Consider the following 25,655-nt stretch of genomic DNA (forward strand, 5'->3'; position numbering starts at 1 on the left):
CCTTGTGAACCTTTCGGATCCGGTCCTGACGGTGAACCCGGCATGCTCGGCCCTGACAGTGAACCCGGGTGGGGTCAGCCCTGGCGGGTCTCGACGACGACCGACTCGATGACGACGTCGTTGACCGGGCGGTCGGTGCGCGGGTTGGTCTGGGCGCCGGCGATGGCGTCCACGATCTTCTGGCTGGCCGCGTCGACGACCTCACCGAAGATGGTGTGCTTGCGGTTCAGCCATGCCGTCGGCGAGACGGTGATGAAGAACTGCGAGCCGTTGGTGCCCGGGCCGGCGTTGGCCATGGCCAACAGGTAGGGCTTGTCGAAGGCGAGGTCCGGGTGGAACTCGTCCTCGAACTGGTAGCCGGGGCCACCGGTGCCGTTGCCCAGCGGGTCACCGCCCTGGATCATGAATCCGCTGATGACCCGGTGGAAGACCGTGCCGTCGTAGAGCTTGTCCGTGGACTTCTGGCCGGTGGCCGGGTGGGTCCACTCACGCTCGCCCTGGGCGAGCTCGACGAAGTTACGGACCGTCTTGGGCGCGTGGTTCGGCAGCAGCCTCACCTCGATGTCGCCGTGGTTGGTCTTCAGGGTGGCGTACAGCTGCTCTGCCACGATCTGCCTTCCGTTGTCCTCTGTGACTCTCCCGATCCTCGCACGGACCACGCCGTCCGTCCCCCGACGCCCTCGCTCTTGCACGGCGGGTGCGCGGAAAACCGGACGAGTACCCCTGGTACCGACGCGCTTCGCGGCGATCCGTGGCATTGTCGGCACTGTCATGGACAAGTTCCCGTTGTCCCTTATTCATCCTCTATTGCACAGGACCGGTCCGTGAGCGGCTCCTGCTCGATGTCCACCGGAGCCGGTGCCATGACCCGGATGCCCGCCCGCACATGCCCCGGAGCGCTCCGGGAGGCATGATCCCCAAAAGGGTGGAAAGTCGAATTACCGTACGCCACCGAGGAGGAGGATCCCGTGACCCGCATCGACAGCGTGCGCGCCGCGACCGGCTCGGCAAAGGACAGCGTGCTGCACGCCGCGGAAGTGGTGGCGCCCTACGCCGACACGGCCAAGGACAAGGCCTCACACTACGCGCAAGAGGCACGCGTACGACTCGCGCCGAAGGTGTCGCAGGCCGCGGAACAGGCACGCGTCCAGTACGGCGCCCATGTCGTCCCGCGTCTGGAGCAGGCCCGCACGCATGTGCCGCCGAAGGTCGACCACGCGGCCCACGAAGCCGCAGTCCGCACCCGTAAGGCGGCCCGCCAGGCCGCCGACTACTCCCGTCCGCGCCTCGAACAGGCCGTGTCCGCCGCCGGCCCCGTCCGCGGGGAGGCCACCGCCCGCAGCATCGCGGCGCTGGCCGCACTGCGCGGGCAGGTCTCGCCCCAGCAGATCCAGAAGCTGGTCCGCAGGCAGCAGCGCCGTGCGAGGCTCGGCCGCGCCTTCAAGGGCATGGCCGTACTGGGTGTCCTGGCAGGCGGCGCCTTCGCCGCCTGGAAGTGGTGGGACGCGCAGGCCAACCCTGACTGGCTGGTCGAACCCCCCGCCGCCACCGAGGTCTCCGACCCTGGTCGCCTGTCGTCCGTCGACGGCAGCGACCAGGCCGCCCTGGACCCCGAGGTCCAGGCCAAGCAGGCCGAGGAGGAGGCCGCCGACCGCGACAACCAACGCTGACAGTCGGCAGCTACGTACCTTCCGTGATCAGCCTTGACTTGAGGGGTGTTCCTGCCGAGGCGCGCCTGCCCGAGGGTGGGTTCGCCGGGACAGCTTTTAACAGCCCTGTGGGGCAGAAGACTTGAAGGTCTTCGGCCCCACAGGGCTGTTTCACGTGAAACGTCCGCCTTCCAGAGCTACGAAAAAAGCGCATCCGGAATGCGTTGGCCCGATTACGGAGGGCGATACCCACAACCCGTCACGTACCCCTGTGACCCAGACCACTGATTTCGCATATGCGCACGTCGACACGTGCCACCGCCCGCCCTCCCGTTCCAGCACCCCTCTCCTCCGGGAGTGCACAGATAGCGATCGCGATGAGCCGCATCCGAAACACCACCGAACACCCGGGCGCCGACACGCAAGAAAGAGACCGGGCCGGATGTCCTACGACATCCGGCCCGGTCAATCCGCTGTGGAGCCTAGGGGAGTCGAACCCCTGACATCTGCCATGCAAAGACAGCGCTCTACCAACTGAGCTAAGGCCCCGGAAGGGAAGCATCCACCCGGACAACCGACCACCGGAGGGCTTCGCAGACCAGAGTACCGGGTCACCGCCCGGATCTCGCAAGAAGATGGGGGGTCCCCGTGAACGACCACTCTCCGTAGGATGCTCGTCGTGGTTCGCTACAGCGAACCACGGTATTTGGGGAAGCGATGGGGAGACGCAATGGACGCCGCACAGCAGGAAGCGACCGCAAGAGCCCGGGAGCTGCAGCGGAACTGGTACGGAGAGCCACTGGGGGCGCTCTTCCGTAGGCTCATCGAGGACCTGGGTCTCAACCAGGCCCGCTTGGCGGGAGTGCTGGGCCTGTCCGCACCGATGCTGTCGCAGCTGATGAGCGGTCAGCGTGCCAAGATCGGCAATCCGGCGGTGGTACAGCGAGTGCAGTTGCTGCAGGATCTGGCGGGTCAGGTCGCGGACGGCAGCGTGAGCGCCGCCGAGGCGACCGAGCGCATGGACGAGATCAAGAAGTCACAGGGGGATCGGTGCTCAGCAACACCTCACAGTCGACGACGAGTTCGGGGGCGCCCACAGTCAAGCGGGTCGTCCGTGAGATCCAGTCGCTGCTGCGCTCGGTGTCGGCTGCGGGCGACATCATCGAGGCGGCGGACACCCTCGCCCCGACCCACCCGGAACTGGCAGAGTTTCTCCGGGTGTACGGCGCGGGCCGCACCTCGGACGCGGTGGCGCACTACCAGTCCCACCAGAACTGAGCTCAAGGCCCGGTCCCCGGAAGGGGGTTCGGCGACCGGGCTGAGGCGGACACGGGGGACGAGGGGCTCGTGAGCCCCTCGTGAGTCACGGAGACGTGGACGTAGGCTCCAGAAGAGCCGAGAAGAACAGCGGAACAGAGGCAGGGAGACAAGAGCGAAAGCAAGTTCCGAGGGGAGCCGGGCAAGTGCAGGCCGGCTCCGGGGAGGGCGGCGCGAGCACCGTGCCCTCCGCCGACGGGCAGCCAGGGGGGAGCCGAAGGGGGAACGACGCACAGCCATGGGTGAGGTCTTCGCCGGCCGGTACGAACTGGTCGACCCGATCGGGCGCGGGGGAGTCGGCGCGGTCTGGCGCACCTGGGACCACCGCCGCCGCCGCTATGTGGCCGCCAAGGTCCTGCAACAGCGTGACGCGCACGCCCTGCTGCGCTTCGTCCGCGAGCAGGCCGTGCGGATCGACCATCCCCATGTGCTCGCACCCGCCAGCTGGGCCGCCGACGACGACAAGGTCCTGTTCACCATGGACCTGGTCGCCGGAGGCTCCCTGGTCAATCTCGTCAACGACTACGGTCCTCTCCCGCCCGCCTACGTCTGCGGTCTGCTCGACCAATTGCTGTCCGGCCTCGCCGCCGTGCACGCGGAAGGCGTCATCCACCGTGACATCAAGCCGGCCAACGTACTGCTGGAGGCCACCGGCACGGCCCCGCCCCGCCTGCGTCTGTCCGACTTCGGTATCGCCATGCGCCTGGGCGAACCCCGGCTGACCGAGACCAACTACGTGGTGGGAACCCCGGGTTACTTCGCACCCGAGCAGATGCTGGGCGCCGACCCCGACTTCCCGGCCGACCTCTTCGCGGTGGGCCTCGTCGCCCTGTACCTGTTGGAGGGCGCCAAACCCGACGCCAAGGCCCTCATCGAGCACTTCGCCGCCCATGGCACACCGAAGGCCCCGCAAGGCATCCCCGATCCTGTGTGGCAGGTCATCGCCACGCTGCTCCAGCCGGACCCCGACTCCCGCTTCCGCACCGCCACAGGCGCCCGCAAGGCCCTCGCCGCGGCCACCGAACTCCTTCCCGAGCCAGGACCCGACGACGAGTTGGTGGAGGTCTTCGACCAACTCGGCCCGCTTCCCATGGGGTTCGGCTCCGAAGGTCCGCTGCACAGGGCGTCCGGGCTGGACAAGACCGGCACGAGCACAGGCGGCACGTCCTCGCCGACACCCGGCACGGGTACGGACACTCCTTCCAGCTCGCCCGGTGGGCCCACTCCTTTGCCCCCTTCGGTTCCGGCCGCTCCGGCGGCTCCCGCTTCATCGCCCTCCGCCGCCTCACCGCCCGCTTCATTCTGGCCCTCGTCCTCTTCCTCGCCTTCGGTCTCGCGGCCGGTCGTGGGAGGCGCCCCATCGTCCGGCACGGACGTGACACCACCGCCGCCCCACCATCCGCCGTCATACAGCCCGCCGCCCCTGGGCCCGGCGTCGCAGCACGGCGCAGGTACAGCGCTGCCCACACCGCCCACGGGCTCCGTGGCTCCGCCCCCGTACACGGGCTCCATATCGCCACCGCCCATGCCCACCAACGCACCGCCACAGACCGGCTCTTCCGTCTCTGGACCGGGCGGCGACCCAGCCACCGGTGCCGGCACCCGGCAGTGGCCCCAAGAACCCGGCTCCCTGTCTTCGACGTCCTCGGCGCCCAGCGTCCACGTAGCGCCCGAGCCTCCCCCGGCCGCCGTACCACCACGGCCGGAAGGCACCCCCGTAGAGCCGCGGCCGTCCACGATGTCGGACACCGGCAGCTTTCATCTGCCGCCACCCCACGTACCCGCCGCCCACGCACCGTCGCGGCAGGCCGAGCAGCCGCACACCGCCGGTCTCGGCCACCCACCGCGTCAGCCCGAGCAGCAGGCCGCTCATCCCGCCACGCCACCTGTCCAAGCCGCACCAGCTCCACGTCCCGAGCCCGCGCATGTGCCCTCCTCCCAGCAACACCCGCCGCTGGGCCTCTCTCAGGCCGCGGCGATGCAGCAGCACGCGTACGCCTCTACTGGTTCATACACCGCTCGGCCCTCGCAGGTTCCACGTCGATCGAGGGCGCTTCCACGGCGCCGTCCCGGCCCGCCTGCCAAGGTGGTCGTTCCGGTCCTGCTGCTCGCGCTGGTCTGCTTCGCGGTGGGGTTCTGGGCGCTGGGTCAGCTCTGACCCGTCTCGACACCCGACTGCCGGCTCCGCCCTGCCGCCGAGTCCTGCCGCCGGTTCGCCCTCGGCCACCCACGCGGCCCGCGTCCAGCAAGAACACATCTCACCGGCTCAGCCGCTGCCTGCCCCGACCTCGGCGTCTCCTTACCACCCCCGGACAGCCCCTACCGCCCCCGGGGAGCCCCGTGCCGCCCTCGTGGAGCGGTGCCCACCCGCAGTTGCTCCGGCTCGCCGCCTGCGTAGGCACGCCTGCGCGCCACGAGCGTCCACAGCACGAGGCCAAGGACCAGCAGGCTCCCCGTACCGATCCCGCCCGCCGCGACGACCGTCATGGCCAGACGCTGGTCGCCGGAGCCCGAGGAGCCCTCGCCACCGCCGGAAGCGTCCGCTCCCCCTCCACCGCCGCGGCTGTCCCCCGCACCGTCCAGCGTGTCCCCCGTCGCCCCGCTCTCCGCAACCTCCTGGTCGTCCTCGGTGACCTCGAGGACCCCGCGTGGCTCGGCGATGCCGAGATACCCTGGGCCTGCCTCGGCCTCCCCCTCCACCCGCAGCCGCAAAGTCAGCCCCAGAGATTGGTCACCGAACCGGTCGGCGACCGAGGTCCCGAGGTGCACCGCCAGGTAGTACCAGCCGGCGAACCTCATCCCGCTCACTTCGTCGTCGAGGGAGAAACGGTTCTCGTACGCGACCGGCGGGAGCGGGTCCAGGACGGCGGAGCGCTGTTCGCCGCCGTAGTTGGCGGTCTTGTCGTCCACGAAGCCGCGCACGGGGTTGTAGAGCGACACGACGAACGCGTTCCCCACATACCCGGCATCGCCACCGGTCGTGCTCCCCAGCTCGGCGGTGGCGTGGAGCTGTTGCCCCCAGCCGACGGGCACCTTGTAGAAGAGTGTCTCCCCGGCCCTGATCCCGGACTCGTCCTGCCAAACCCCCTGCGCCACGGGGCTCGCCGTGGCGAAGCCGCTCCCGCCACGACGACGCTCGGGGGCGCCCGACATGGCTTCGGGCGACGCGGAGTTCCAGCTCTCGGGGGCATGCGTCGAGCCCCCCTTCTTCACGGCGGGCTCCGACACGAAGCCGAGCTCCACCCCCCACTGCTGCGACGAGCCTTCCGAGGCTGAGCCCGACACCGAACCAGAAGCCGCCCCCGTACCGCCACCGGCCCCGGAACCCACGCGTTCGACGACGACGTAGTACACCCCGGCCCCCTGGCACATGTACTCGTCACTGCCGATCTCACGCGAGGCCCAAGCGGCGACGGGGTGCGCGCTGCGGGTCGGGCCGAAACGTGCGGTCTCGCGGGAGCAGCGGTGCGCGTCGGCGTCCTGCAGGGACACCCTGACGCCGTCCGCGGAGCCGACCGTCGATCCGGCCGCGGGCACGGCCGTGGCCGAGACGTACGCGTTGGAGACGGCGTCGAGATCGAGGCGGTAGTAGAGCTTGCCGCCCGGGCCGATGGAGCTCCGGTAGGTCTTGCCGGCCGCCAGCCGCGCGGCCCCCGTGCTACTCGTCGCGCCATCGACCGTCTGCGCGTCCTCGGCGTAGGAGAACGGCGTAGGAGCGTCGGTCGCCGCAGCGGGTCCGGGCAGCGCCGTCGTCACACACACAGCCGCTCCCACGAGTGCCGCAGCTCGCCACCGGACCGTGCGCCGCCCCATCACGCGCCACCCCTCGTCATAGCCCCGAAGCCGCGGCTCCCGCCACTCCGTACGGCCCCATCCTGCCGGGCTGTACGCGCCGATGCCCGTCTTCCTGGGGACGAGCGGCCGAAAACAGCCGCTACGTAGACCAACCTTCCGTTGTCGCACGCGCGTCGTTCGCCAAGGCGAAGGCAAGACCTACGGAAAGGGCCCGAATGTTTGGGGCGGGGTGCCCGAGCGACACAAAACCCCGGCCACGAGTGCGGCCGGGGTCTGCTCTGAGACTGATGTCGATGTTCACGAACCCGTGGGCACGGAGTCAGTCGCCTCCGTCCACAGATCCTGCTCGGCGCGATCCGCCTGGATCTGGCGGTACACGAGGAGCCCGCCGATGGCGGCCAGTGCGACCAGGAGAAGCTTCTTCACCGCGCGACCTCGTCTTTCCTTGACGTAGGGGACCTCTGGCGCCCGACTATACACACCGACCGATACCGATCGGTGACCTGCGTCGGCCCCTCAACTGCCGCCGGGAAGGCAGCAGTAGAACCGGACGCCACTGTTCCGATCGCAGGTTCATCACACAGGTCCGCCACATCTCGCACACCTCGACGGATCTGGCGGCCCCGGCGGCTCCGACCCACTCGCCTCCTCCTTTCCTGCTAGGTCCCGGGACTTTCCGCGCCCCTCGCACCCATCCGAGTGGTGTTCATCCGAAGATCGACGCGCCATGGGCGTCGGTCCACGACTTCGGAGCCCACATACACATCATGAGGAAAGTACGCAAATCGCCCAACCTGAAAGTGAGGGGCCATGGCCCAGAACAAGGTCATGAAGCTGTGGACCGCCATCGTCGCCGCCTTCCTCGCGCTGTGCACGGCGCTCGGAGTCGTCACGACCACGGCCTCCGCCGCGGTACCGCGGACCGAGACCACCCGCAACTGCGCGGCCCCCGCCACGACGCCGGCCCTGCCCCTCCCGGCCCGCTCCCAGGACCGGGCCCTGCCTCCCACGATGAAGCAGCGCATCCGCGCCGAGGCCCACGGCTCCTCACCCTCCTGCCGCCACCTCGCGGCCTTGGCCACGAACGTCACCGGCCCGGCCGTCGTCCCGGACGCCCCTCCCCGACGAGCCGATCAGCCGGCCGTACCCCTCCAGCGCTGATCCCGGCCAGAAGGACTCCCGGACAGGCGATCTTGCGTACGCCGCCCCGTAGAGCAGCGAGAAACCCCCGGCCGACCCGGCCGGGGGTTTCTCGCACCCGCACGCATCAACCGAACATCCACAGTGAACGACGAAGACCCCCAACCGATACCGGCCGAGGGTCTTCACGCAAGCGGGGCTAACAGGATCTGAACCTGTGGCCTCATCCTTATCAGGTCGGTCATCCTGTACCGCTGGTCCAGGTGACCCAACCGTTCCGGCTGGCTGGCATGCTCAGGCGCAACCGCTCTCGTTCGCCCATGTCGGTGTCAGCTGTGGATGTCAGATCGCTAGAGCTGATCTCGCCACCACGAGGTATCGGGGGAGTCTGCGCGGACAACCTTCGCTCGGGACAGAATCTTGTTGTCAAGAGCCCGCACGAGCGCGCGGAGCTCCCGGCCCGACTTCTTCGGCAGCGCGTGCAGCACCTCTTCGAGGTGATCCCGGAAGAACCCCGGATCGCACCCGCACTCAGGGATGCCACACCGGGTCGCGGTGTATGGGTCCGCGATACGCCTCGACGGACCGTGCGCCAAGCCGGCCCAGTGCCAGAACGCTTCGGCTGTTGCGCCTGGCCAGTAGCGGGTGCGCTCAAGCCTGCGGATGTGGGCCTCGCACCCTCCCGGCAGACGGCCGATACCCGGGTAGTACTGACGACGGCTACTGATTCGTACGGGAATATCGCCCCGCACTGCGGACGGGCGCCTACGCGGCATTGCCCTTTCGGTTGTGGGTCATGGGGACACCGTACCGCCAGCTAACATTGCCGATCTACTGCCCGCACTTCCCCACGCGGTCGTGGAGCGGCTTTGGGCGGGAGCTGCCATGGGGCGGAGATCATGGCCCCGTAAGCTGATGGCGCGTCGGGCAGTCCGTGGCCCTGCCCGTAAGCCTCAAGCACGTCATCCGGTACAGGCTGACTGATCATGAACCCGTGCTCCGGGTAGATCAGCAGCCGCTGAAGCGCACCCACGAACATGTCGATGACCAAGCGAGCGAGCGTCCTGGATGGAATCCACGTAACAGGAACGCAACGGTGTCCTGGTGCCGTCCCGCTCCTGGTCGCTCGGCGAGCGGCTGGTCTCTGGCTGGAGCACATCGTCGAGCCGGAGCGCGAGCACAACACGGACGTCAAGTACGAGTCCAAGGTCAGGTTGTACCTGCTGCCGCACCTCGGTAAGAAGCCGCTGGTCAAGCTCACGCCGGCTCAGATCCGCACATTCATGGCCACGCTGAAGCGCGAGAAGGTCGGCGCGGCTGCTCGGTTCAAGGTGCTCCGTGTCCTCCGGAACGCGCTCAACCGGCCGATCCGCGAAGAGATCCTGACGCGCAACGTCGCGCTCCTGGTCGACATGCCCGAGGTCAGCAAGGACAAAGAAAGGCAGGGCGTTGAACGCACCTGAGGCGATCACGTTCCTCCGCGCGGCCCGCTCCCACCGTCTCTACGCGGCCTGCGTCCTCGTCCTCGTGCTCGTGCTCGGCCTCCGTCGCAGTGAACTTCCTGGGCCTGCGCTGGCAGGACGTCGACTTCGAGGCGCGGCACTTCACCCCGGTCAAGCAAGTGCAGCGCGGCAAGGGCAAGGGCCTGGTTCTCAAGATCTCAAGACCGAGTCGTCACAGGCGGTGCTCCCACTGCCGGAGTTCTGCGCCCGCGCCCTGGAGGAGCGCCGGGAGCTTCAAGAGCTGGAGCGGAAGATCGCCGGTGACCACTGCTCGTAGGAGCCTGACCATGACCTGGTCCTCTCCTCGGAGCATGGCGGCATGATCGACCCGGTGGGCTTCTCGTGGACGTTCGATCGTCTCGTGAAGCGGGCCGGCGTGCGTCGCATCACAGTCCGCCTCGCCCGGCACACCTGCGGCACCCCGCTCGCCTTCCTGAAGGTGCATCCCAAGGCCGCACAGGCGATCTCCGGCACAGTCAGATCAGCATGACCATGGATGTCTACACGCACGTGGTCGGCGACAGCCAGCGGGAAGCGGTCACGTTGCCCGCCGAGCTACTGGAAGATCCACTCATCGGCTGATGTCAGCCATGGATGTCAAAGACCCCCAACCATGACTGGTTGGGGGTCTTCTCGCTGGTGGGGCTAACAGGATTTGAACCTGTGGCCTCATCCTTATCAGGGATGCGCTCTAACCAACTGAGCTATAGCCCCGCCGCGCTCTGCGGTGTGTCCCGCGCGCTGACTCCTGAAGATTAGCGCACGACGTGGGCAGTCCCAAAATCGATACCCGGAGGGGAACCGTGACGCTGCGGGACACCCGTAGGGGGCAGCGATTCACGCCGTCCCCGTAGGTCATCACGCAAATCGTCCGCCTGCTCACTCGTCCTCGGCGAGCGTCAGTTCGACGCCGCCCACGAAGCCCGCGGAGAGGTTGTAGATAAAGGCGCCCAGGGTGGCGAGGGCGGTGGCGAGGACGACGTCGATGACCGCGATGACCGTGGTGAAGATCAGCACGTTGGGCAGCGACAGGAACGACTGCAGGTCGAATCCGTTGGACTCGTTCGAGCCGGTGGCCTCGGAGATGGTGGTGCCGACCGTGGAGAAGACACCCATCGCGTTCATGACCATCCACAGCACCGCGGCCGCGACGATCGTGCAGATGCCGAGGGCGATGGAGAGCAGGAAGCTGACCTTCATCACGGACCACGGGTCGGCCTTGGCCACCCGCAGCCGCGCCTTGCGCGTGCGAGGCGTCGTACGCGCCCCTGTACGCGGCTTGCGGGACGAGCCGTCCGGAGCCGCGGGGTAGGCCTGCGGCGGGTGGTACGGGCCCGTCGGCTGCGGCGACTGCCGCTCGCCGGGTAGTGCGGAGCCGGCGGGCCGCGCCTGCGCCGGAGCGGGTCCGGACCCGCCCGGACCCGCGGCCGGGCCACCGGGCGCGGGCTGCTGGGTCTGCGGACCTCGGGTGTCCGTCACGGTTCCCCCCTGGGATCCACGCTTCTCGGGCGAGGGTGCGGCCGAATCGGTCGTGTTCGACTTGATCGCTTTCAGTTGGGTCGTGTGCGTGTCCGTCGCACGCGCGGCGGAGCCACGGCCGCCGCCGTCCGCCTCCGATCCGGTAGAAGTGCCGGCCGAAGTACCGGACGATCCGGCGCCCGTGGCTCCGCTCACGCTGACTCACTCCTCGTGCTACTCGGACGAGGGCGCCTCACCCTCGTCCGTGCCGGTCGTCGCGGCCCCCTCGGCGGTCTCGTCCACGGCATCGTCGCCGTCGACCTCCTCCGCCTCCCGCCCCGCCTCGGCGTTACGGGCGATGCCGACCACGGCATCGCGTTTGCCCAGGTTGATCAGTTGGACGCCCATGGTGTCACGGCCGGTTTCCCTGATCTCGTTGACTCGCGTACGAATCACACCGCCCGACAGCGAGATGGCGAGGATCTCATCGGTCTCCTCGACCACCAGCGCGCCGACGAGCGAACCGCGGTCCTCAACGATCTTGGCGGCCTTGATACCGAGGCCACCGCGACCCTGAACGCGATACTCGTCGACGGCGGTCCGCTTCGCGTACCCGCCGTCTGTGGCAGTGAACACGAACGTACCGGGTCGAACAACATTCATCGAGAGCAGCTCATCCCCCTCACGGAAGCTCATGCCCTTGACACCCGAGGTGGCACGGCCCATGGGCCGCAGCGCCTCGTCCGTCGCCGTGAAGCGGATCGACTGTGCTTTCTTGCTGATCAGAAGGATGTCATCCTCTGCCGATACGAGTTCGGCTCCGATCAGTTCGTCGTCGGAACCGTCCTCCTTCTCACGGAGGTTGATCGCGATGACGCCGCCGGAACGGGGCGAATCGTAATCCTTCAGAGGCGTCTTCTTCACAAGACCACCCTTGGTGGCGAGCACCAGATAGGGCGTGGCCTCGTAGTCGCGGATCGCGAGGATCTCGGCGATCGCCTCGTCCGGCTGGAACGCCAGCAGGTTGGCGACGTGCTGTCCACGCGCGTCACGTCCGGCGTCCGGCAGCTCGTAGGCCTTGGCCCGGTAGACGCGGCCCTTGTTGGTGAAGAACAGCAGCCAGTGGTGGGTCGTGGACACGAAGAAGTGGTCGACGATGTCGTCTTCCTTGAGCTTCGTGCCGCGCACGCCCTTGCCGCCGCGCTTCTGCGCCCGGTAGTCGACCGTCTTGGTGCGCTTGACGTAGCCGCCGCGCGAGACGGTGACGACGATGTCCTCCTCGGCGATGAGGTCCTCGATGGACATATCGCCGTCGTAGGGCACCAGCATCGTCTTGCGGTCGTCGCCGTACTTCTCGACGATCGCGGCGAGTTCCGCGCTGACGATCCCGCGCTGGCGGACGGGAGAGGCGAGGATCTCGTTGTACTCGCGGATCTTGGCCTGGAGTTCGTCGTGCTCCTGGATGATCTTCTGGCGCTCCAGGGCGGCCAGGCGGCGCAGCTGCATCTCGAGGATGGCGTTGGCCTGGATCTCGTCGATCTCCAGGAGGCCCATCAGGCCCGTGCGCGCGATGTCGACGGTGTCGCTGCGCCGGATCAGCGCGATGACCTCGTCGATGGCGTCCAGGGCCTTCAGCAGGCCGCGCAGGATGTGCGCCCTCTCCTCCGCCTTGCGCAGCCGGAAGCGCGTACGGCGGACGACGACCTCGATCTGGTGCGTCACCCAGTGGCGGATGAACGCGTCCAGGGAGAGGGTGCGGGGCACGCCGTCGACCAGCGCCAGCATGTTGGCGCCGAAGTTCGTCTGCAGGTCGGTGTGCTTGTACAGGTTGTTCAGCACGACCTTGGCGACCGCGTCGCGCTTCAGGACGATGACCAGGCGCTGGCCCGTACGGGAACTGGTCTCGTCGCGGACGTCCGCGATGCCGCCGATCTTGCCGTCCTTCACGAGGTCGGCGATCTTCTGCGCGAGGTTGTCCGGGTTGACCTGGTACGGCAGTTCCGTGACCACAAGGCACTGGCGGTTCTGGATCTCCTCGACCTCGACGACCGCGCGCATCGTGATGGAGCCGCGCCCCGTGCGGTACGCCTCCTCGATGCCCTTGCGGCCGACCACCAGGGCGCCGGTCGGGAAGTCGGGGCCCTTGATGCGCTCGATCAGCGCATCCAGGAGGTCCTCGTGGGAGGCCTCGGGGTTCTCCAGGTACCACTGGGCGCCGGCCGCGACCTCGCGGAGGTTGTGCGGCGGAATGTTGGTGGCCATGCCGACCGCGATACCGGCCGAGCCGTTGATCAGCAGGTTCGGGAAGCGGGCCGGCAGGACGGTCGGTTCCTGGGAGCGGCCGTCGTAGTTGTCCGTGAAGTCGACGGTCTCCTCGTCGATGTCACGGACCATCTCCATCGACAGCGGCGCCATCTTGCACTCGGTGTAGCGCATGGCCGCCGCCGGGTCGTTGCCCGGCGAGCCGAAGTTGCCGTTGGAGTCCACCAGCGGCATCCGCATCGACCACGGCTGCGCGAGGCGGACCAGCGCGTCGTAGATCGAGGAGTCGCCGTGCGGGTGGTAGTTGCCCATGACGTCGCCGACGACGCGGGCGCACTTGTAGAAGCCCTTCTCGGGCCGGTATCCGCCGTCGTACATGGCGTACAGGACACGGCGGTGGACGGGCTTGAGGCCGTCGCGTACGTCGGGCAGCGCTCGGGACACGATGACGGACATCGCGTAGTCCAGGTACGAACGCTGCATCTCCGTCTCGAGCCCGACGGGCTCGACACGCATGACGATCTCGCCGCCGTCTTCGGGCGACACTGGAGTGTTCTGGTCGGCCATTGCTGGTGAAAATCCTTCCTGATGCGGTCAGCTGAGACCGACTCAGATGTCGAGGAAGCGGACGTCCTTGGCGTTGCGCTGGATGAACGCGCGGCGGGCCTCGACGTCCTCGCCCATCAGGACCGAGAAGAGGTCGTCGGCCTGGGCGGCGTCGTCGAGCGTGACCTGGCCGAGGACGCGGTGCTCCTGGTCCATCGTCGTGATGCGCAGTTCCTCGGCGTTCATCTCGCCGAGACCCTTGAAGCGCTGGATCGAGTCCTCCCGGATGCGCTTGCCGCGCTGGCGGCCCATCTCGATCAGCGCGTCGCGCTCGCGGTCGGAGTACGCGTACTCGACGTCCTCCCGACCCCACTTGATCTTGTAGAGCGGCGGGCGGGACAGGAACACGTGCCCTGCCTCGACCAGCGGCCGCATGAAGCGGAACAGGAAGGTCAGGAGCAGGGTGTTGATGTGCTGGCCGTCGACGTCGGCGTCCGCCATCAGGATGATCTTGTGATAACGCAGCTTCTCGATGTCGAAGTCCTCGTGGACTCCGGTACCGAAGGCCGAGATCAGCGCCTGGATCTCCTGGTTCTGCAGGATCTTGTCGATCCTGGCCTTCTCCACGTTGAGGATCTTGCCGCGGATCGGGAGGATCGCCTGGTACTCGGGGTTCCGGCCGGACTTGGCCGAGCCACCGGCGGAGTCACCCTCGACGATGAAGATCTCGCACTTGATGGGGTCGTTCGACTGGCAGTCGGAGAGCTTGCCCGGCAGTGACGCCGTCTCGAGGAGGCCCTTGCGCCGAGTGAGGTCACGGGCCTTGCGGGCCGCCACGCGCGCGGTGGCCGCCTGGATGCCCTTGCGGACGATGTCCGCCGCCTCGACCGGGTTGCGGTCCAGCCAGTCGTTCAGGTGCTCGTAGACGACCTTCTGGACGAAGGTCTTCACCTCGGTGTTGCCCAGCTTGGTCTTGGTCTGGCCCTCGAACTGCGGCTCGCTCAGCTTCACCGAGATGATCGCCGTCAGACCTTCGCGGATGTCGTCGCCCGTGAGGTTGTCGTCCTTCTCACGCAGTAGCTTCTTCTCGCGCGCGTACTTGTTGACCAGGTTCGTCAGCGCCGCGCGGAAGCCCTCTTCGTGCGTACCGCCCTCGTGCGTGTGGATGATGTTCGCGAAGGAGTAGACGCCCTCGGTGTAACCGCCGTTCCACTGCATCGCGAGTTCGAGGGACAGGCTCTTGTCCTTGTCCTCGGCCTCGAGGTCGATCACTGTGGGGTGCACCACATCTCCCTTGCGGGAGTTGAGGTACTTCACGAAATCGACGATGCCGCCTTCGTAGTGGTACGAGACGCTCTTGACCTCGTGCTTCTCGTCCTCGCCCGCCTCGTCCGCCCCGGCCGTGGCCTTCGCCGACTCGCGCTCGTCGGCGAGGTTGATCCTCAGACCCTTGTTGAGGAACGCCATCTCCTGGAAGCGCCGCGAGAGCGTCTCGAAGGAGTACTCGGTGGTCTCGAAGATGTCTGGGTCGGCCCAGAAGGTGACCGTGGTGCCGTGCTCGTCCGTGGCCTCGTGCTTGGCAAGCGGGGCCGTCGGGACGCCCAACTTGTAGTCCTGCGTCCAGCGGTGGCCATCGGTCTTGATCTCGACGGACACCTTGGTCGACAGGGCGTTCACGACGGAGACACCCACGCCGTGCAGACCGCCGGAGACCGCGTAGCCGCCGCCGCCGAACTTGCCGCCCGCGTGCAGGACCGTCAGCACGACCTCGACGGCCGGCTTGCCCTCGGACGGGACGATGCCCACCGGGATGCCACGGCCGTTGTCGACGACCCGCACGCCGCCGTCGGCGAGGACCGTCACGTCGATGGTGTCCGCGTGGCCCGCCAGGGCCTCGTCGACCGAGTTGTCGACGACCTCTTGCACAAGGTGGTGAAGTCCGCGCTCACCGGTCGAGCCGATGTACATACCGGGTCGCTTGCGGACCGCGTCCAGGCCCTCGAGGACGGTGATGGCACTGGCGTCGTACGCCGAGGGTGAGGCCTCGGCCTTTCCGGCCAGGGCCTCGATGGACGGGATGTTCTCGTTGGGGTTGCCGGAATCGGCCACGAAGCGCCCTTTCTGGCACAGCACAAGCCAGGCTCCCGGCGGGTTTGCCGGAGCGGCTGCGGCATGTTGCGGTGGAAGCCTTTGTCAGCGTTGCACAGTGTTTCCGAAGCGGTCCCCACGAATGGGGCGGGATTAGCTTCCAGTCTACCGGTAGCGCCGACAGCGATGGGGGTTTGCCGGTACCTGAGTCCGCATGTGCCGCCCTGAACCGGTCTCTCCCGACTCCCCATATGCGGAGCGGGGCTCCAAGAGGCTCACAGCGGCACTCAGCGCTTCCGGATGTCAACCCTTTGCTACTCCCGGGTCACGTGGACGTTCGCAACCGCATGCGAACGTGCGCGCGGCTTCACGGGGCCGTGCCGCCGGGCGACCGGAGGCTCCCGGTCGAGCCGTCGATTGTGACTACGGTCACTCGTAGAAGCCGCTGGACCTGGTACTTCCGGGGGCCCGCAGCGGGCCGTAGCGGCGGGGCGCACCACCGGGCGTCTGCACCTTGATCTGCCGCACCGTGCCATGCCCCAGCTCTTCGTTCAGGCGGGCCACCAGGTTGGGTGCGAGCCGACGCACCTCCGTCGCCCAGACCGGCGACTCGCACTGCACGGTCAGGACGCGCTCGTCCTCGTCGTACTTCTGGGGAACGCAGTGAGCGGCAAGCTTCTCGCCGACGATCTGCGGCCAACGCCCCATCACACCGCCCACCGCCGCCGGCGTCTCCCAGCCGCGCTCGGTGATCAGGCGGTTGATGGCGGGGCCGAGGGGCATCGGATCGCGGCCGTCGGCGCGCGCGCCGGAGCGGAGCCCGCCACCGCGCCGCGCCTGCTTCCGCTGCTGCGCGGCGTCCCCCCGCGCGCGCGCGGCCTCCTTCGCGGCGCGCAGCGCCACGCGCGCGAGGTCCACACCGGACGGCTCGGGAGGCTTCGGGGCCTGCTCGGATCCGCTGCTCATACGCGCTCCACCGTCCCGCCGGACACGGCGTACCGAGCCCCCGCCAGTACGTCCGGTACGTCGTCGTCGACCGCGGCGGTCACCAGGACCTGCTCGCCGGGCGCGACCAGCTCGGCCAGGCGTTCCCTCCGGCGGGCGTCCAACTCGGCGAAGACGTCGTCGAGGATCAGCACCGGTTCGTTGCCCTCGGCCCGCAGCAGGTCGTAGGAGGCGAGCCGCAGCGCCAGGGCGTACGACCAGCACTCGCCGTGGGAGGCGTACCCCTTGGCGGGCAGCTGACCGAGTTTGAGAACCAAATCATCTCGATGAGGGCCTACGAGGGTGACCCCTCGCTCGATCTCCTGCTTGCGGGTCTCGGTGAGAGCGGTCGTCAACTGCTCGTACAACTCCTCGCGCGCGTGGCCGACGATGCCGGGCGAAGATGGTTTGTACTCCAGACTGACAGGGCCGCCGCCGGGCGCCAGCTGCTCGTACGCCTTGTCGGCCAGCGGCTGGACCGCGGCGACCAGGTCCAGGCGCTGGGACAGCAGTTCGGCGCCCACGCGCGCGAGGTGCTGGTCCCACACGTCGAGCGTGGACAGGTCCATGCTGCGACCGCCGTGCCGGCGGGCCAGCGCGGCCGTCTTGAGGAGCGTGTTGCGCTGCTTGAGGACCCGCTCGTAGTCCGAGCGCACGCCCGCCATGCGCGGGGCCCGCGCGGTGATCAGCTCGTCGAGGAAGCGCCGCCGCTCCCCGGGGTCGCCCTTGACCAGGGCCAGGTCCTCCGGCGCGAACAGCACCGTCCGCACGATGCCGAGCACGTCACGCGGCCTGACCTGCGGCGACCTGTTGATCCGGGCGCGGTTGGCCTTGCCGGGGTTCAGCTCCAGCTCGACGAGCTGCTGCCGCTCGCCCCGGCGCACCTGTGCCCGGATCACCGCGCGGTCGGCGCCCATGCGGACCAGGGGCGCGTCCGAGGACACCCGATGGCTGCCGAGGGTGGCGAGATAGCCGACCGCCTCGACCAGATTCGTCTTGCCCTGTCCGTTGGGGCCCACGAACGCGGTGACACCCGGGTCGAGCGGGACCTCGACCTGGGCGTACGAGCGGAAGTCGGCCAGCGACAGGTGCGTGACGTGCATGGTCGGGTGCCGACCTCCCCAGGGTTGTGGACCGCCGTGCGGCCCTGTGGATGACTTCTCGTCGACCGTTCTTGCGTTCGCTTGCGTGTGCTGAGCCGTGGGCTACTTCTTCTCCACCGCGTGGCCGCCGAACTGGTTCCGCAGCGCCGCGACCATCTTCATCTGCGGAGAGTCCTCCTGGCGCGACGCGAACCGCGCGAAGAGGGAGGCCGTGATCGCGGGCAGCGGCACGGCGTGGTCGATGGCGGCCTCCACCGTCCACCGGCCCTCGCCGGAGTCCTGTGCGAACCCCTTGAGGCGGTCGAGATGCTCGTCCTCGTCAAGGGCGTTCACGGCGAGGTCGAGCAGCCAGGAGCGGATGACCGTGCCCTCCTGCCAGGAGCGGAAGACCTCACGGACATCCGTCACCGAGTCGACCTTCTCCAGGAGCTCCCAGCCCTCGGCGTAGGCCTGCATCATCGCGTACTCGATGCCGTTGTGGACCATCTTCGCGAAGTGCCCTGCGCCGACCTTCCCAGCATGCACCGCGCCGAGGTTGCCCTCGGGCTTGAGCGCGTCGAAGACCGGCTGCACCTTGGCAACGTTCTCCGCGTCACCGCCGTACATCAGCGCGTAGCCGTTCTCCAGGCCCCAGACGCCGCCGGAGACACCGCAGTCGACGAAGCCGATGCCCTTGGCGGCCAGCTCCTCGGCGTGCTTCTCGTCGTCCGTCCAGCGGGAGTTACCGCCGTCCACGACAACGTCACCAGGCTGGAGCAGCTCGGCCAACTCGTCGACGGTCGACTGGGTGGCGGCGCCGGCCGGCACCATCACCCACACGACCCGCGGGCCCTTGAGCCTGCCCACAAGCTCTTCGAGGCTGTGGACATCCGCGCGATCAGGGTTCCGGTCGTATCCGAAGACGGTGTGGCCCGCGCGGCGTATCCGCTCGCGCATGTTGCCGCCCATCTTGCCGAGGCCGACGAGACCGAGCTCCATCAGTTGTTCCTTAGGTTGTGACGTGGCATGAGGCACCTGCGTACCCACGCACGAGCCTAGACCCGGAACGCTCACGCACACCTGTGGGCATACCCGCTCATACGTACACCCCGACCTGCGGCTTGGCGCGGAGCCCGGTGTGATCCACCAGGCCCCACAGCGCTGTGGACCACCGCGGCTGACCGGCCGCGGCGGAGTCCGGCCGGTCAGCCGCTGAGCCGCACCGGCATGATCAGGTATTTGTAGGCCTCGTCCGCCTCGGCGTCCACAGCGGGCTTGCCACTGAGCAGCGCGGGCTTCGTGGACGTCGTGAACGACAGCTGGGCGACCGGGGAGTCGATGGCACTCAGGCCGTCCAGCAGGAACGTCGGGTTGAAGGCGATCGAGATGTCGTCGCCCTCCAGCTGGGCGTCGACCCTTTCCACAGCCTGTGCGTCGTCGCTGGAGCCGGCCTCCAGGATCAGTACGCCCTGCTCGAAGCTCAGCCGCACCGGGGTGTTCCGCTCGGCGACCAGGGCCACGCGCTTGACGGCCTCGACGAAGGGCGCGGTCTCGATGACGGCCACGCTGTTGAACTCCGTCGGAAACAGCGTGCGGTACTTCGGGAGGTCACCCTCCAGTAGCCGGGTGGTCGTACGACGGCCCGCGCCCTCGAAACCGATCAGCCCTTCGCCGGAGCCCGAGCCGGAGAGCGCCAGGATGACGCTGTCGCCGCTCGTGAGGGCCTTGGCGGTGTCCAGGAGCGTCTTGGCTGGCACCAGGGCGACGGCGGACGCCTCGGGGTTCTCCGGCTTCCACAGGAACTCCCGGACCGCGAAGCGGTAGCGGTCGGTGGAGGCCAGGGTGACCGTGTCGCCCTCGATCTCGATGCGCACACCGGTGAGGACGGGCAGCGTGTCGTCGCGCCCGGCGGCGATGGCCACCTGGGCGGCGGCGGAGGCGAAGACCTCACCGGGGACGGTGCCCGTGGCATTAGGCATCTGCGGCAGGGACGGGTACTCCTCCACCGGCAGCGTGTGGAGGGTGAACCGGGAGGAGCCGCAGACCACGGTCGCCCGTACACCGTCTGTGGAAATCTCCACCGGGCGGTTGGGGAGGGCGCGGCAGATGTCCGCGAGGAGCCGGCCGGAGACGAGCACTGTGCCCTCCTCGTCGACCTCCGCCTCCAGGGAGACCCGCGCCGAGACCTCGTAGTCGAAGCTGGACAGGCTCAGCTGGCCTTCCTCGGCCTTCAGAAGGAGGCCGGCGAGGACAGGCGCCGGCGGACGGGCCGGGAGGCTGCGCGCCGCCCAGGCCACTGCCTCCGCGAGTACGTCGCGTTCCACCCGGATCTTCACCGTTGCCGCCTCCTGCTGTTGCCGGCGCTTCTCGCCCTGCCTGGCTTCGTCGTCTGTCTCGGTGTCGCTGATTCCTGTGAGGGGAAGGACACCGGGGACCAGTCTGACGCACACCACTGACACTCGGAGCCTCTCGGGGTCAAGTCGTGTCGAGGCGCGGTCAGGCAGCCCGGAGCGAGTTGTGCACAGGCCCCACTTCGATACGGATTCCCAGCTCTCTCTAGTTGGGAGTAGTAGTAGGGGCTGTGGAAACCGTGGATAACCCTGTTTTCGCAGCTCAGCCGCCAGATTTTGTCCACGGGCCCTGTGGGTGGGGGCGGTGGACAACTCGGGGTGTCTGTGGAGAACAGAAAGTTCTGCACACCCCGTGCACAGCCCGGGGGCACTTCTCCCCAACGGCGTCCCCAGGTTTGCCCACCTTTCCCACAGCCCAACCAGGCAACTTCATGTGACGCCTTTCACTCGGCGCGGTGAGAAGGCGCGTTGGCTTGCCGAACAGTGGACAGACATGTGGAGAAGCCGACCATCAGTGGGGACAAGGGGCCACAGCCTGTGGGTTGTCGGTGGACAACTCCGTCCACAGTCTGTGGATCCCGCCTTCGTCCACAGCCTGTGGAGATCTTTTGTCCACGGATCCACAGGTAGCTGACCTGGACCGATGATCTCTCAGCAGCGCGCCCTGTGGACACGATCTGCATAACTTCCCGGTCCCCAGGGTGTGGACGGCAGAAAGTCCCCGAATCTGTGGAGGAAGGCCGTAACTCGGCAGGTATTCGAACACCTGATGACAGCCCGGCGACGGAGAAAGCTGCCACGGAACGCCGAAGGCGCCCTCGGGAACTCGTCCCGGGGCGCCCTCAGCGCGACGTACGACGGCCTTCTGTCAGCCGTTCTTGATGCGGTTCGTCAGCTCCGTCACCTGGTTGTAGATGGAGCGCCGCTCGGCCATCAGCGCACGGATCTTGCGGTCGGCGTGCATGACGGTGGTGTGGTCGCGGTTGCCGAACTGCGCGCCGATCTTGGGCAGCGACAGGTCGGTCAGCTCACGGCAGAGATACATGGCGATCTGGCGGGCGGTCACCAGGGCACGGCCCCGAGACGTGCCGCACAGATCCTCGACCGTGAGCCCGAAGTAGTCCGCCGTGGCGGCCATGATCGCGGTCGCGGTGATCTCGGGGGACGCGTTCTCGCCGCCCGGGATCAGGTCCTTCAGGACGATCTCGGTGAGCCCCAGGTCCACCGGCTGCCTGTTGAGCGATGCGAACGCCGTCACGCGGATCAGCGCACCCTCCAGCTCGCGGATGTTGCGCGAGATCCGGGACGCGATGAACTCCAGCACCTCCGGCGGAGCGTTGAGCTGTTCCTGCACCGCCTTCTTGCGGAGGATGGCGATACGCGTCTCCAGCTCGGGCGGCTGGACGTCGGTGATCAGACCCCACTCGAAACGGTTCCGCAGCCGGTCCTCCAAGGTCACCAGCTGTTTCGGCGGCCGGTCGCTGGAGAGCACGATCTGCTTGTTCGCGTTGTGGAGCGTGTTGAAGGTGTGGAAGAACTCCTCCTGCGTCGACTCCTTGTCCGCCAGGAACTGGATGTCGTCGACGAGCAGGATGTCCATCTCCCGGTACCGCTTGCGGAAGCTGTCCCCCTTGCCGTCGCGGATGGAGTTGATGAACTCGTTGGTGAACTCCTCCGAGCTCACGTACCGCACCCGCGTGCCCGGGTAGAGGCTCCGCGCGTAGTGCCCGATCGCGTGCAGCAGGTGCGTCTTGCCGAGCCCCGACTCCCCATAGATGAAGAGGGGGTTGTACGCCTTCGCCGGTGCCTCGGCGACGGCCACCGCGGCCGCGTGTGCGAAGCGGTTCGAGGCGCCGATGACGAAGGTGTCGAAAAGGTACTTCGGGTTCAGGCGGGCCGTCGGTTCACCCGGGCCGGGCGCCGGCGCGGGCTGCGCCGCCAGCGGGCCTGGCGCGCTGCTCGCCGGGCCGCCCCGGTGCACATGCCCGGAACCCGGCGGCGGGTCGGGGAGCTCGCGTCGGCGGTCGGCCCGCGCGTAGTCGGAATCGGTACCCGGCCGGTCGTAGTCGCCGCGGGGCTGGTCGTAGTCGGCCCGCCCGGAGTCGTACTCGGCGCGCTGCTGCTCGTACGGCGGGCGCTCCATCGACTGCGGACGGTAGTCCTGCGACGGCGAGGCGTACGGATCGCGCTCGGGGAAGCCGAGTCGCTGCTGCTGCCAGCCGTAGTCGTCCTGCGACGACCGCGGCCAGGCGCCCGGTCCGGGCCGCTGGTAGTCGGACGGATACGCGGGGCGCCCTGTCGGCAACTGGTCGGCACGGCCGGTGGGCGCCGGGTCCGTGCGCGGATGCGGCAGCTGGTCGCCGGCCCCGCCGGTCAGTTGCTCGCCGCGCCCGGGTCCTCGGTCGTCGGCCCGGTGGCGGCCGTACCCGTCATAGGAGGCGCGGTCCTGGCCGTCGTACGGGTTCTGACTCTCGTACGCGTTCTGGTTGTCGTAGGCACCACGCGCGTCACGTCCCTGGCCGTCGTACGCGTCCCTGTCGTAGGCATCGTGGTTCTGTCTCGGGACGGTGGGGAGCTCGGGCTCTTCGAAGCGGGGCTGGACCGGCGGGGACTCGCCCACCGACCTGTCGACGGTGATGGCGATACGGATCGGCCGACCGCACTCCCGGCTCAGGGTCTCGCTGACGATCGGTGCGAGCCGCCCTTCGAGTACGCCCTTGGCGAACTCGTTCGGGACCGCGAGAAGGGCGGTGTCCGCGACCAGCGCGAGCGGCTGGCAGCGCTTGATCCAGCGCTCGTCCTTCACCTCGACGCCCTGCCCGCGGCCCTCACCGAGGAGCTTTTCCAGTACTCGTGGCCACACTGCGGCAAGATCGGCAGGTACGTCAGCCACAGGGCACGCTCTCTCACAGGTCCCACGAACGTGTGGTTCTGGGACGGGTCGGGTTGAACTCGGGTGGGGCGCTCGGAACGAGGTGCTGGTGGCCGGGTCGAGGGCCCAGCAGCCAAGAAAAGGGAGTGAATCGGAGTTCGGTCACGGTAGTCACGGCGGCCGGTGCGGTTCAAGTTGTTGTCCCCAGCCTGTGGATAGTGTCTCCCTGGGGCCGCTGGTTTGACCGGATGGCGTAGCCGCGCGTACCGTAACCAGGTCGAGTTGTCGATGGCTGCTGCCGCCTGCCTCCGATGGGCACAGATCACGTCAGGTGATCGAAAAGCGGTGCACTCGGGCGTGAATACGAGCTACTCGTGGGCGCACGGTGACAGCCAGGACGGCACCCGCAAACACCGATTTCTTTCTGGAGCCCCCGAGTGAGCAAGCGCACCTTCCAGCCGAACAACCGTCGCCGCGCGAAGACCCACGGCTTCCGCCTGCGGATGCGCACCCGTGCCGGCCGCGCGATTCTCGCGAACCGCCGCACCAAGGGTCGCGCCAGCCTGTCCGCCTGATCCTGATCAGGTCATGACGTCGTGCTGCCTTCCGAGCATCGGCTGAGGCGGCGCGAGGACTTCGCGACCGCGGTACGACGAGGACGCCGGGCCGCCCGCCCGCTCCTTGTCGTTCACCTACGTAGCGGTGCCATGGACCCGCACGCGCCTGGGGAGAGCGCTCCCTCGACGCGTGCGGGTTTCGTCGTGAGCAAGGCCGTCGGTGGCGCGGTCGTACGCAACAAGGTGAAGCGCAGGCTTCGCCATCTGATGCGCGATCGAGTCGCCCTGGTGCCCCCCGGTAGCCTGGTAGTCGTACGAGCGCTGCCCGGAGCGGGTGACGCCGACCACGTACAACTGGCCCAAGACCTGGATGCCGCCCTGGGGCGGCTGCTGGGAGGGGGCGCACGATGAAGTATCCGCTGCTGGCGCTGATCAAGCTGTACCAGTGGACGATCAGTCCGCTGCTCGGGCCGGTGTGCAAGTACTACCCGTCGTGCTCCCACTACGGATACACGGCCATCGACCGGCACGGTGCGATCAAAGGAACGGCACTCACCGCCTGGCGCATCCTGCGATGCAATCCGTGGTCGCTCGGTGGTGTGGACCACGTCCCGCCGCGCAAGCGGCCACGGTGGCACGAGATGTTGCGTGGCGCCTGGCGTGTACGCAAGGGCGGGACCTCCGCCGCCGAACCGGCCACCGAGGGGCATGTTTCCTCCAGCCCGGCCGCTGAGACCCAGTCCCATGCCCAAGGAGCATGATTAGTGGACACGATTGCCAGCCTCTTCAGCTTCATCACGACACCTGTCTCCTGGGTCATCGTCCAGTTCCACAAGGTGTACGGCGCCCTCTTCGGCGATGACACCGGGTGGGCCTGGGGCCTGTCCATCGTGTCCTTGGTGATCCTGATCCGTATCTGCCTGATCCCGCTCTTCGTGAAGCAGATCAAGGCGACCCGGGCCATGCAGACGCTGCAGCCCGAGATGAAGAAGATCCAGGAGCGCTACAAGAACGACAAGCAGCGTCAGTCCGAAGAGATGATGAAGCTGTACAAGGAGACGGGTACCAACCCGCTCTCCTCGTGCCTTCCCATCCTGGCGCAGTCGCCGTTCTTCTTCGCCCTGTACCACGTGCTCAACAGCATCGCGAACAACGACACCGTCGGCGTCATCAACGAGAGCCTGCTGCAGAGCGCGCAGAAGGCGCACATCTTCGGTGCTCCGCTGGCCGCGAAGTTCACCGACAGCTCTGGGGACGTCGCGGCGCTCGATGCCTCGCTGACCACGGTCCGCGTCGTCACCGCGGTCATGATCATCCTGATGTCCGCGTCGCAGTTCTACACGCAGCGTCAGCTGATGACGAAGAACGTCGACACCACGGTGAAGACGCCGTTCATGCAGCAGCAGAAGATGCTGATGTACATCTTCCCGATCATGTTCGCCGTCTTCGGCATCAACTTCCCGGTCGGTGTCCTCGTCTACTGGCTGACCACCAACGTGTGGACCATGGGCCAGCAGATGTACGTCATCCACAACAACCCGACCCCGGGTTCCAAGGCCCAGGCCGCTTACCTGGACCGCCTCTTCAAGCACGTGACGCGGCACGGCAAGACCCGCAACCGTCGTGAGCGCGCCATCGTCAAGGCGATCGTCGTGAAGGGCCGGGACCGCAACGAGTACGAGCGGAAGTTCATCACCGGCCTGAACAAGGAGGGCCTCGCGGCCCAGACCGACGGCACCGTGGTCCAGAGCGAGGCCTCGGCCATCGCCACAGCCGAGGACGGTACGCCGACGACCGTTGCTCCCAAGCGCCAGCAGCCCAAGCGCCAGACCAAGGCCCAGCGGCAGTCCGGCGGCGCGAAGACCGCCGACGAAGCCGAGCCGAACACTGAGCCCACCTCGCTGAGTAAGACCGACGAGCCGGAGGACGCCAAGCCGGCGGCCGCCGCAGAGAAAGCCGGGCCCAAGTCCGGCGCCGGCGGTCGCAGCAAGGCCCAGTCCGGTCAGCGCAAGGGCCAGCAGCGCCCCAAGTCCCCGTCCAAGAAGTAAGAAG

At 68.1% G+C, this 25,655-nt stretch carries 21 protein-coding genes, 2 tRNA genes and 2 pseudogenes; 10 read left to right on the forward strand and 15 right to left on the reverse strand.

Going from position 1 to position 25,655, the window contains the following annotated elements; all coding sequences use genetic code 11:
• Positions 1-74: 74 nt before the first annotated feature.
• Positions 75-608 carry a peptidylprolyl isomerase gene (locus WBG99_RS17365; protein WP_338897180.1) on the reverse strand — a complete coding sequence of 178 codons (534 nt, stop codon included), beginning with the start codon at positions 606-608 and terminating at the stop codon, positions 75-77.
• 360 nt (positions 609-968) lie between these two features.
• On the opposite strand from WBG99_RS17365, the gene WBG99_RS17370 reads away from it, so the two are divergent.
• Positions 969-1,670 carry a DUF5324 family protein gene (locus WBG99_RS17370; RefSeq protein ID WP_338897181.1) on the forward strand — a complete coding sequence of 234 codons (702 nt, stop codon included), beginning with the start codon at positions 969-971 and terminating at the stop codon, positions 1,668-1,670.
• Positions 1,671-2,125: 455 nt separating this feature from the next.
• Here WBG99_RS17370 and WBG99_RS17375 read toward each other — a convergent pair.
• Positions 2,126-2,198, reverse strand: a tRNA-Ala gene (locus WBG99_RS17375).
• A gap of 181 nt (positions 2,199-2,379) precedes the next feature.
• Between WBG99_RS17375 and WBG99_RS17380 the strand changes: the two are divergent.
• Positions 2,380-2,927, forward strand: a pseudogene (locus WBG99_RS17380) (DNA-binding protein).
• Between the two features lie 277 nt (positions 2,928-3,204).
• Complete coding sequence (locus WBG99_RS17385; protein ID WP_338897182.1) at positions 3,205-5,124, forward strand: serine/threonine-protein kinase; 1,920 nt, start codon at positions 3,205-3,207, stop codon at positions 5,122-5,124.
• Positions 5,125-5,285: 161 nt separating this feature from the next.
• Here WBG99_RS17385 and WBG99_RS17390 read toward each other — a convergent pair whose 3' ends face one another.
• Both WBG99_RS17390 and WBG99_RS17395 read right to left on the reverse strand, forming a co-directional pair.
• Positions 5,286-6,722 carry a hypothetical protein gene (locus WBG99_RS17390; RefSeq protein WP_338897183.1) on the reverse strand — a complete coding sequence of 479 codons (1,437 nt, stop codon included), beginning with the start codon at positions 6,720-6,722 and terminating at the stop codon, positions 5,286-5,288.
• A gap of 336 nt (positions 6,723-7,058) precedes the next feature.
• Positions 7,059-7,187 carry a DLW-39 family protein gene (locus tag WBG99_RS17395; RefSeq protein WP_003999697.1) on the reverse strand — a complete coding sequence of 43 codons (129 nt, stop codon included), beginning with the start codon at positions 7,185-7,187 and terminating at the stop codon, positions 7,059-7,061.
• Between the two features lie 384 nt (positions 7,188-7,571).
• On the opposite strand from WBG99_RS17395, the gene WBG99_RS17400 reads away from it, so the two are divergent.
• Positions 7,572-7,922 carry a DUF6344 domain-containing protein gene (locus WBG99_RS17400; protein ID WP_338897184.1) on the forward strand — a complete coding sequence of 117 codons (351 nt, stop codon included), beginning with the start codon at positions 7,572-7,574 and terminating at the stop codon, positions 7,920-7,922.
• A gap of 796 nt (positions 7,923-8,718) precedes the next feature.
• On the opposite strand, the pseudogene WBG99_RS17405 reads toward WBG99_RS17400, so the two are convergent.
• Positions 8,719-8,958, reverse strand: a pseudogene (locus WBG99_RS17405) (hypothetical protein); the annotation flags it as partial.
• On the opposite strand from WBG99_RS17405, the gene WBG99_RS17410 reads away from it, so the two are divergent.
• Entirely contained in the window at positions 8,945-9,364 is a 420-nt protein-coding gene (locus tag WBG99_RS17410; RefSeq protein WP_338897185.1) for a hypothetical protein, read from the forward strand. The pseudogene WBG99_RS17405 and the gene WBG99_RS17410 overlap by 14 nt on opposite strands.
• 211 nt (positions 9,365-9,575) lie before the next feature.
• Here WBG99_RS17410 and WBG99_RS17415 read toward each other — a convergent pair whose 3' ends face one another.
• Positions 9,576-9,716, reverse strand: coding sequence for a hypothetical protein (locus tag WBG99_RS17415; protein WP_338897186.1), 141 nt, complete (start codon positions 9,714-9,716; stop codon positions 9,576-9,578).
• A gap of 6 nt (positions 9,717-9,722) precedes the next feature.
• Between WBG99_RS17415 and WBG99_RS17420 the strand changes: the two genes are divergently transcribed.
• On the forward strand, positions 9,723-9,893 hold the full coding sequence (locus tag WBG99_RS17420) for a hypothetical protein (RefSeq protein ID WP_338897187.1): 171 nt from the start codon (positions 9,723-9,725) through the stop codon (positions 9,891-9,893).
• Between the two features lie 147 nt (positions 9,894-10,040).
• On the opposite strand, the gene WBG99_RS17425 is transcribed toward WBG99_RS17420, so the two are convergent.
• The 9 genes from WBG99_RS17425 to dnaA all read right to left on the reverse strand — a co-directional run bounded on the left by WBG99_RS17425 (position 10,041) and on the right by dnaA (position 23,067).
• A tRNA-Ile gene (locus WBG99_RS17425) sits at positions 10,041-10,117 on the reverse strand.
• A gap of 165 nt (positions 10,118-10,282) precedes the next feature.
• Positions 10,283-11,077, reverse strand: coding sequence for a DUF3566 domain-containing protein (locus WBG99_RS17430; RefSeq protein ID WP_338897188.1), 795 nt, complete (start codon positions 11,075-11,077; stop codon positions 10,283-10,285).
• A gap of 18 nt (positions 11,078-11,095) precedes the next feature.
• Positions 11,096-13,690, reverse strand: coding sequence for a DNA gyrase subunit A (gene gyrA, locus WBG99_RS17435; RefSeq protein ID WP_338897189.1), 2,595 nt, complete (start codon positions 13,688-13,690; stop codon positions 11,096-11,098).
• A gap of 42 nt (positions 13,691-13,732) precedes the next feature.
• Positions 13,733-15,778, reverse strand: coding sequence for a DNA topoisomerase (ATP-hydrolyzing) subunit B (gyrB, locus tag WBG99_RS17440; protein ID WP_338897190.1), 2,046 nt, complete (start codon positions 15,776-15,778; stop codon positions 13,733-13,735).
• 408 nt (positions 15,779-16,186) lie between these two features.
• Positions 16,187-16,723 (reverse strand): DciA family protein, encoded by a 537-nt coding sequence (locus tag WBG99_RS17445; RefSeq protein ID WP_338897191.1) that lies wholly within the window; start codon positions 16,721-16,723, stop codon positions 16,187-16,189.
• Entirely contained in the window at positions 16,720-17,844 is a 1,125-nt protein-coding gene (gene recF / locus WBG99_RS17450; protein ID WP_338897192.1) for a DNA replication/repair protein RecF, read from the reverse strand. Before recF ends, WBG99_RS17445 begins: the two co-directional genes overlap by 4 nt.
• 102 nt (positions 17,845-17,946) lie before the next feature.
• A complete protein-coding gene (gnd, locus tag WBG99_RS17455) occupies positions 17,947-18,822 on the reverse strand; it encodes a phosphogluconate dehydrogenase (NAD(+)-dependent, decarboxylating) (protein ID WP_338897193.1) in 876 nt (291 codons plus the stop codon).
• 206 nt (positions 18,823-19,028) lie between these two features.
• Entirely contained in the window at positions 19,029-20,159 is a 1,131-nt protein-coding gene (dnaN, locus tag WBG99_RS17460; protein WP_338897194.1) for a DNA polymerase III subunit beta, read from the reverse strand.
• Between the two features lie 883 nt (positions 20,160-21,042).
• Positions 21,043-23,067 (reverse strand): chromosomal replication initiator protein DnaA, encoded by a 2,025-nt coding sequence (dnaA, locus tag WBG99_RS17465; protein ID WP_338897195.1) that lies wholly within the window; start codon positions 23,065-23,067, stop codon positions 21,043-21,045.
• Between the two features lie 416 nt (positions 23,068-23,483).
• Between dnaA and rpmH the strand changes: the two genes are divergently transcribed.
• The 4 genes from rpmH to yidC are packed head-to-tail and all read left to right on the forward strand — an operon-like array spanning position 23,484 to position 25,651.
• Complete coding sequence (gene rpmH / locus WBG99_RS17470; RefSeq protein ID WP_338897196.1) at positions 23,484-23,621, forward strand: 50S ribosomal protein L34; 138 nt, start codon at positions 23,484-23,486, stop codon at positions 23,619-23,621.
• A gap of 21 nt (positions 23,622-23,642) precedes the next feature.
• Positions 23,643-24,014, forward strand: a complete 372-nt coding sequence (gene rnpA / locus WBG99_RS17475; protein ID WP_338897197.1) for a ribonuclease P protein component — start codon at positions 23,643-23,645, stop codon at positions 24,012-24,014.
• A complete protein-coding gene (yidD, locus tag WBG99_RS17480) occupies positions 24,011-24,364 on the forward strand; it encodes a membrane protein insertion efficiency factor YidD (RefSeq protein WP_338897198.1) in 354 nt (117 codons plus the stop codon). Before rnpA ends, yidD begins: the two co-directional genes overlap by 4 nt.
• Positions 24,365-24,367: 3 nt before the next feature.
• Positions 24,368-25,651 (forward strand): membrane protein insertase YidC, encoded by a 1,284-nt coding sequence (yidC, locus tag WBG99_RS17485; protein ID WP_338897199.1) that lies wholly within the window; start codon positions 24,368-24,370, stop codon positions 25,649-25,651.
• The last annotated feature ends 4 nt before the right edge of the window (positions 25,652-25,655 follow it).

This window comes from Streptomyces sp. TG1A-60 (assembly GCF_037201975.1).
In the GTDB taxonomy this organism is placed as follows: Bacteria; Actinomycetota; Actinomycetes; order Streptomycetales; family Streptomycetaceae; genus Streptomyces.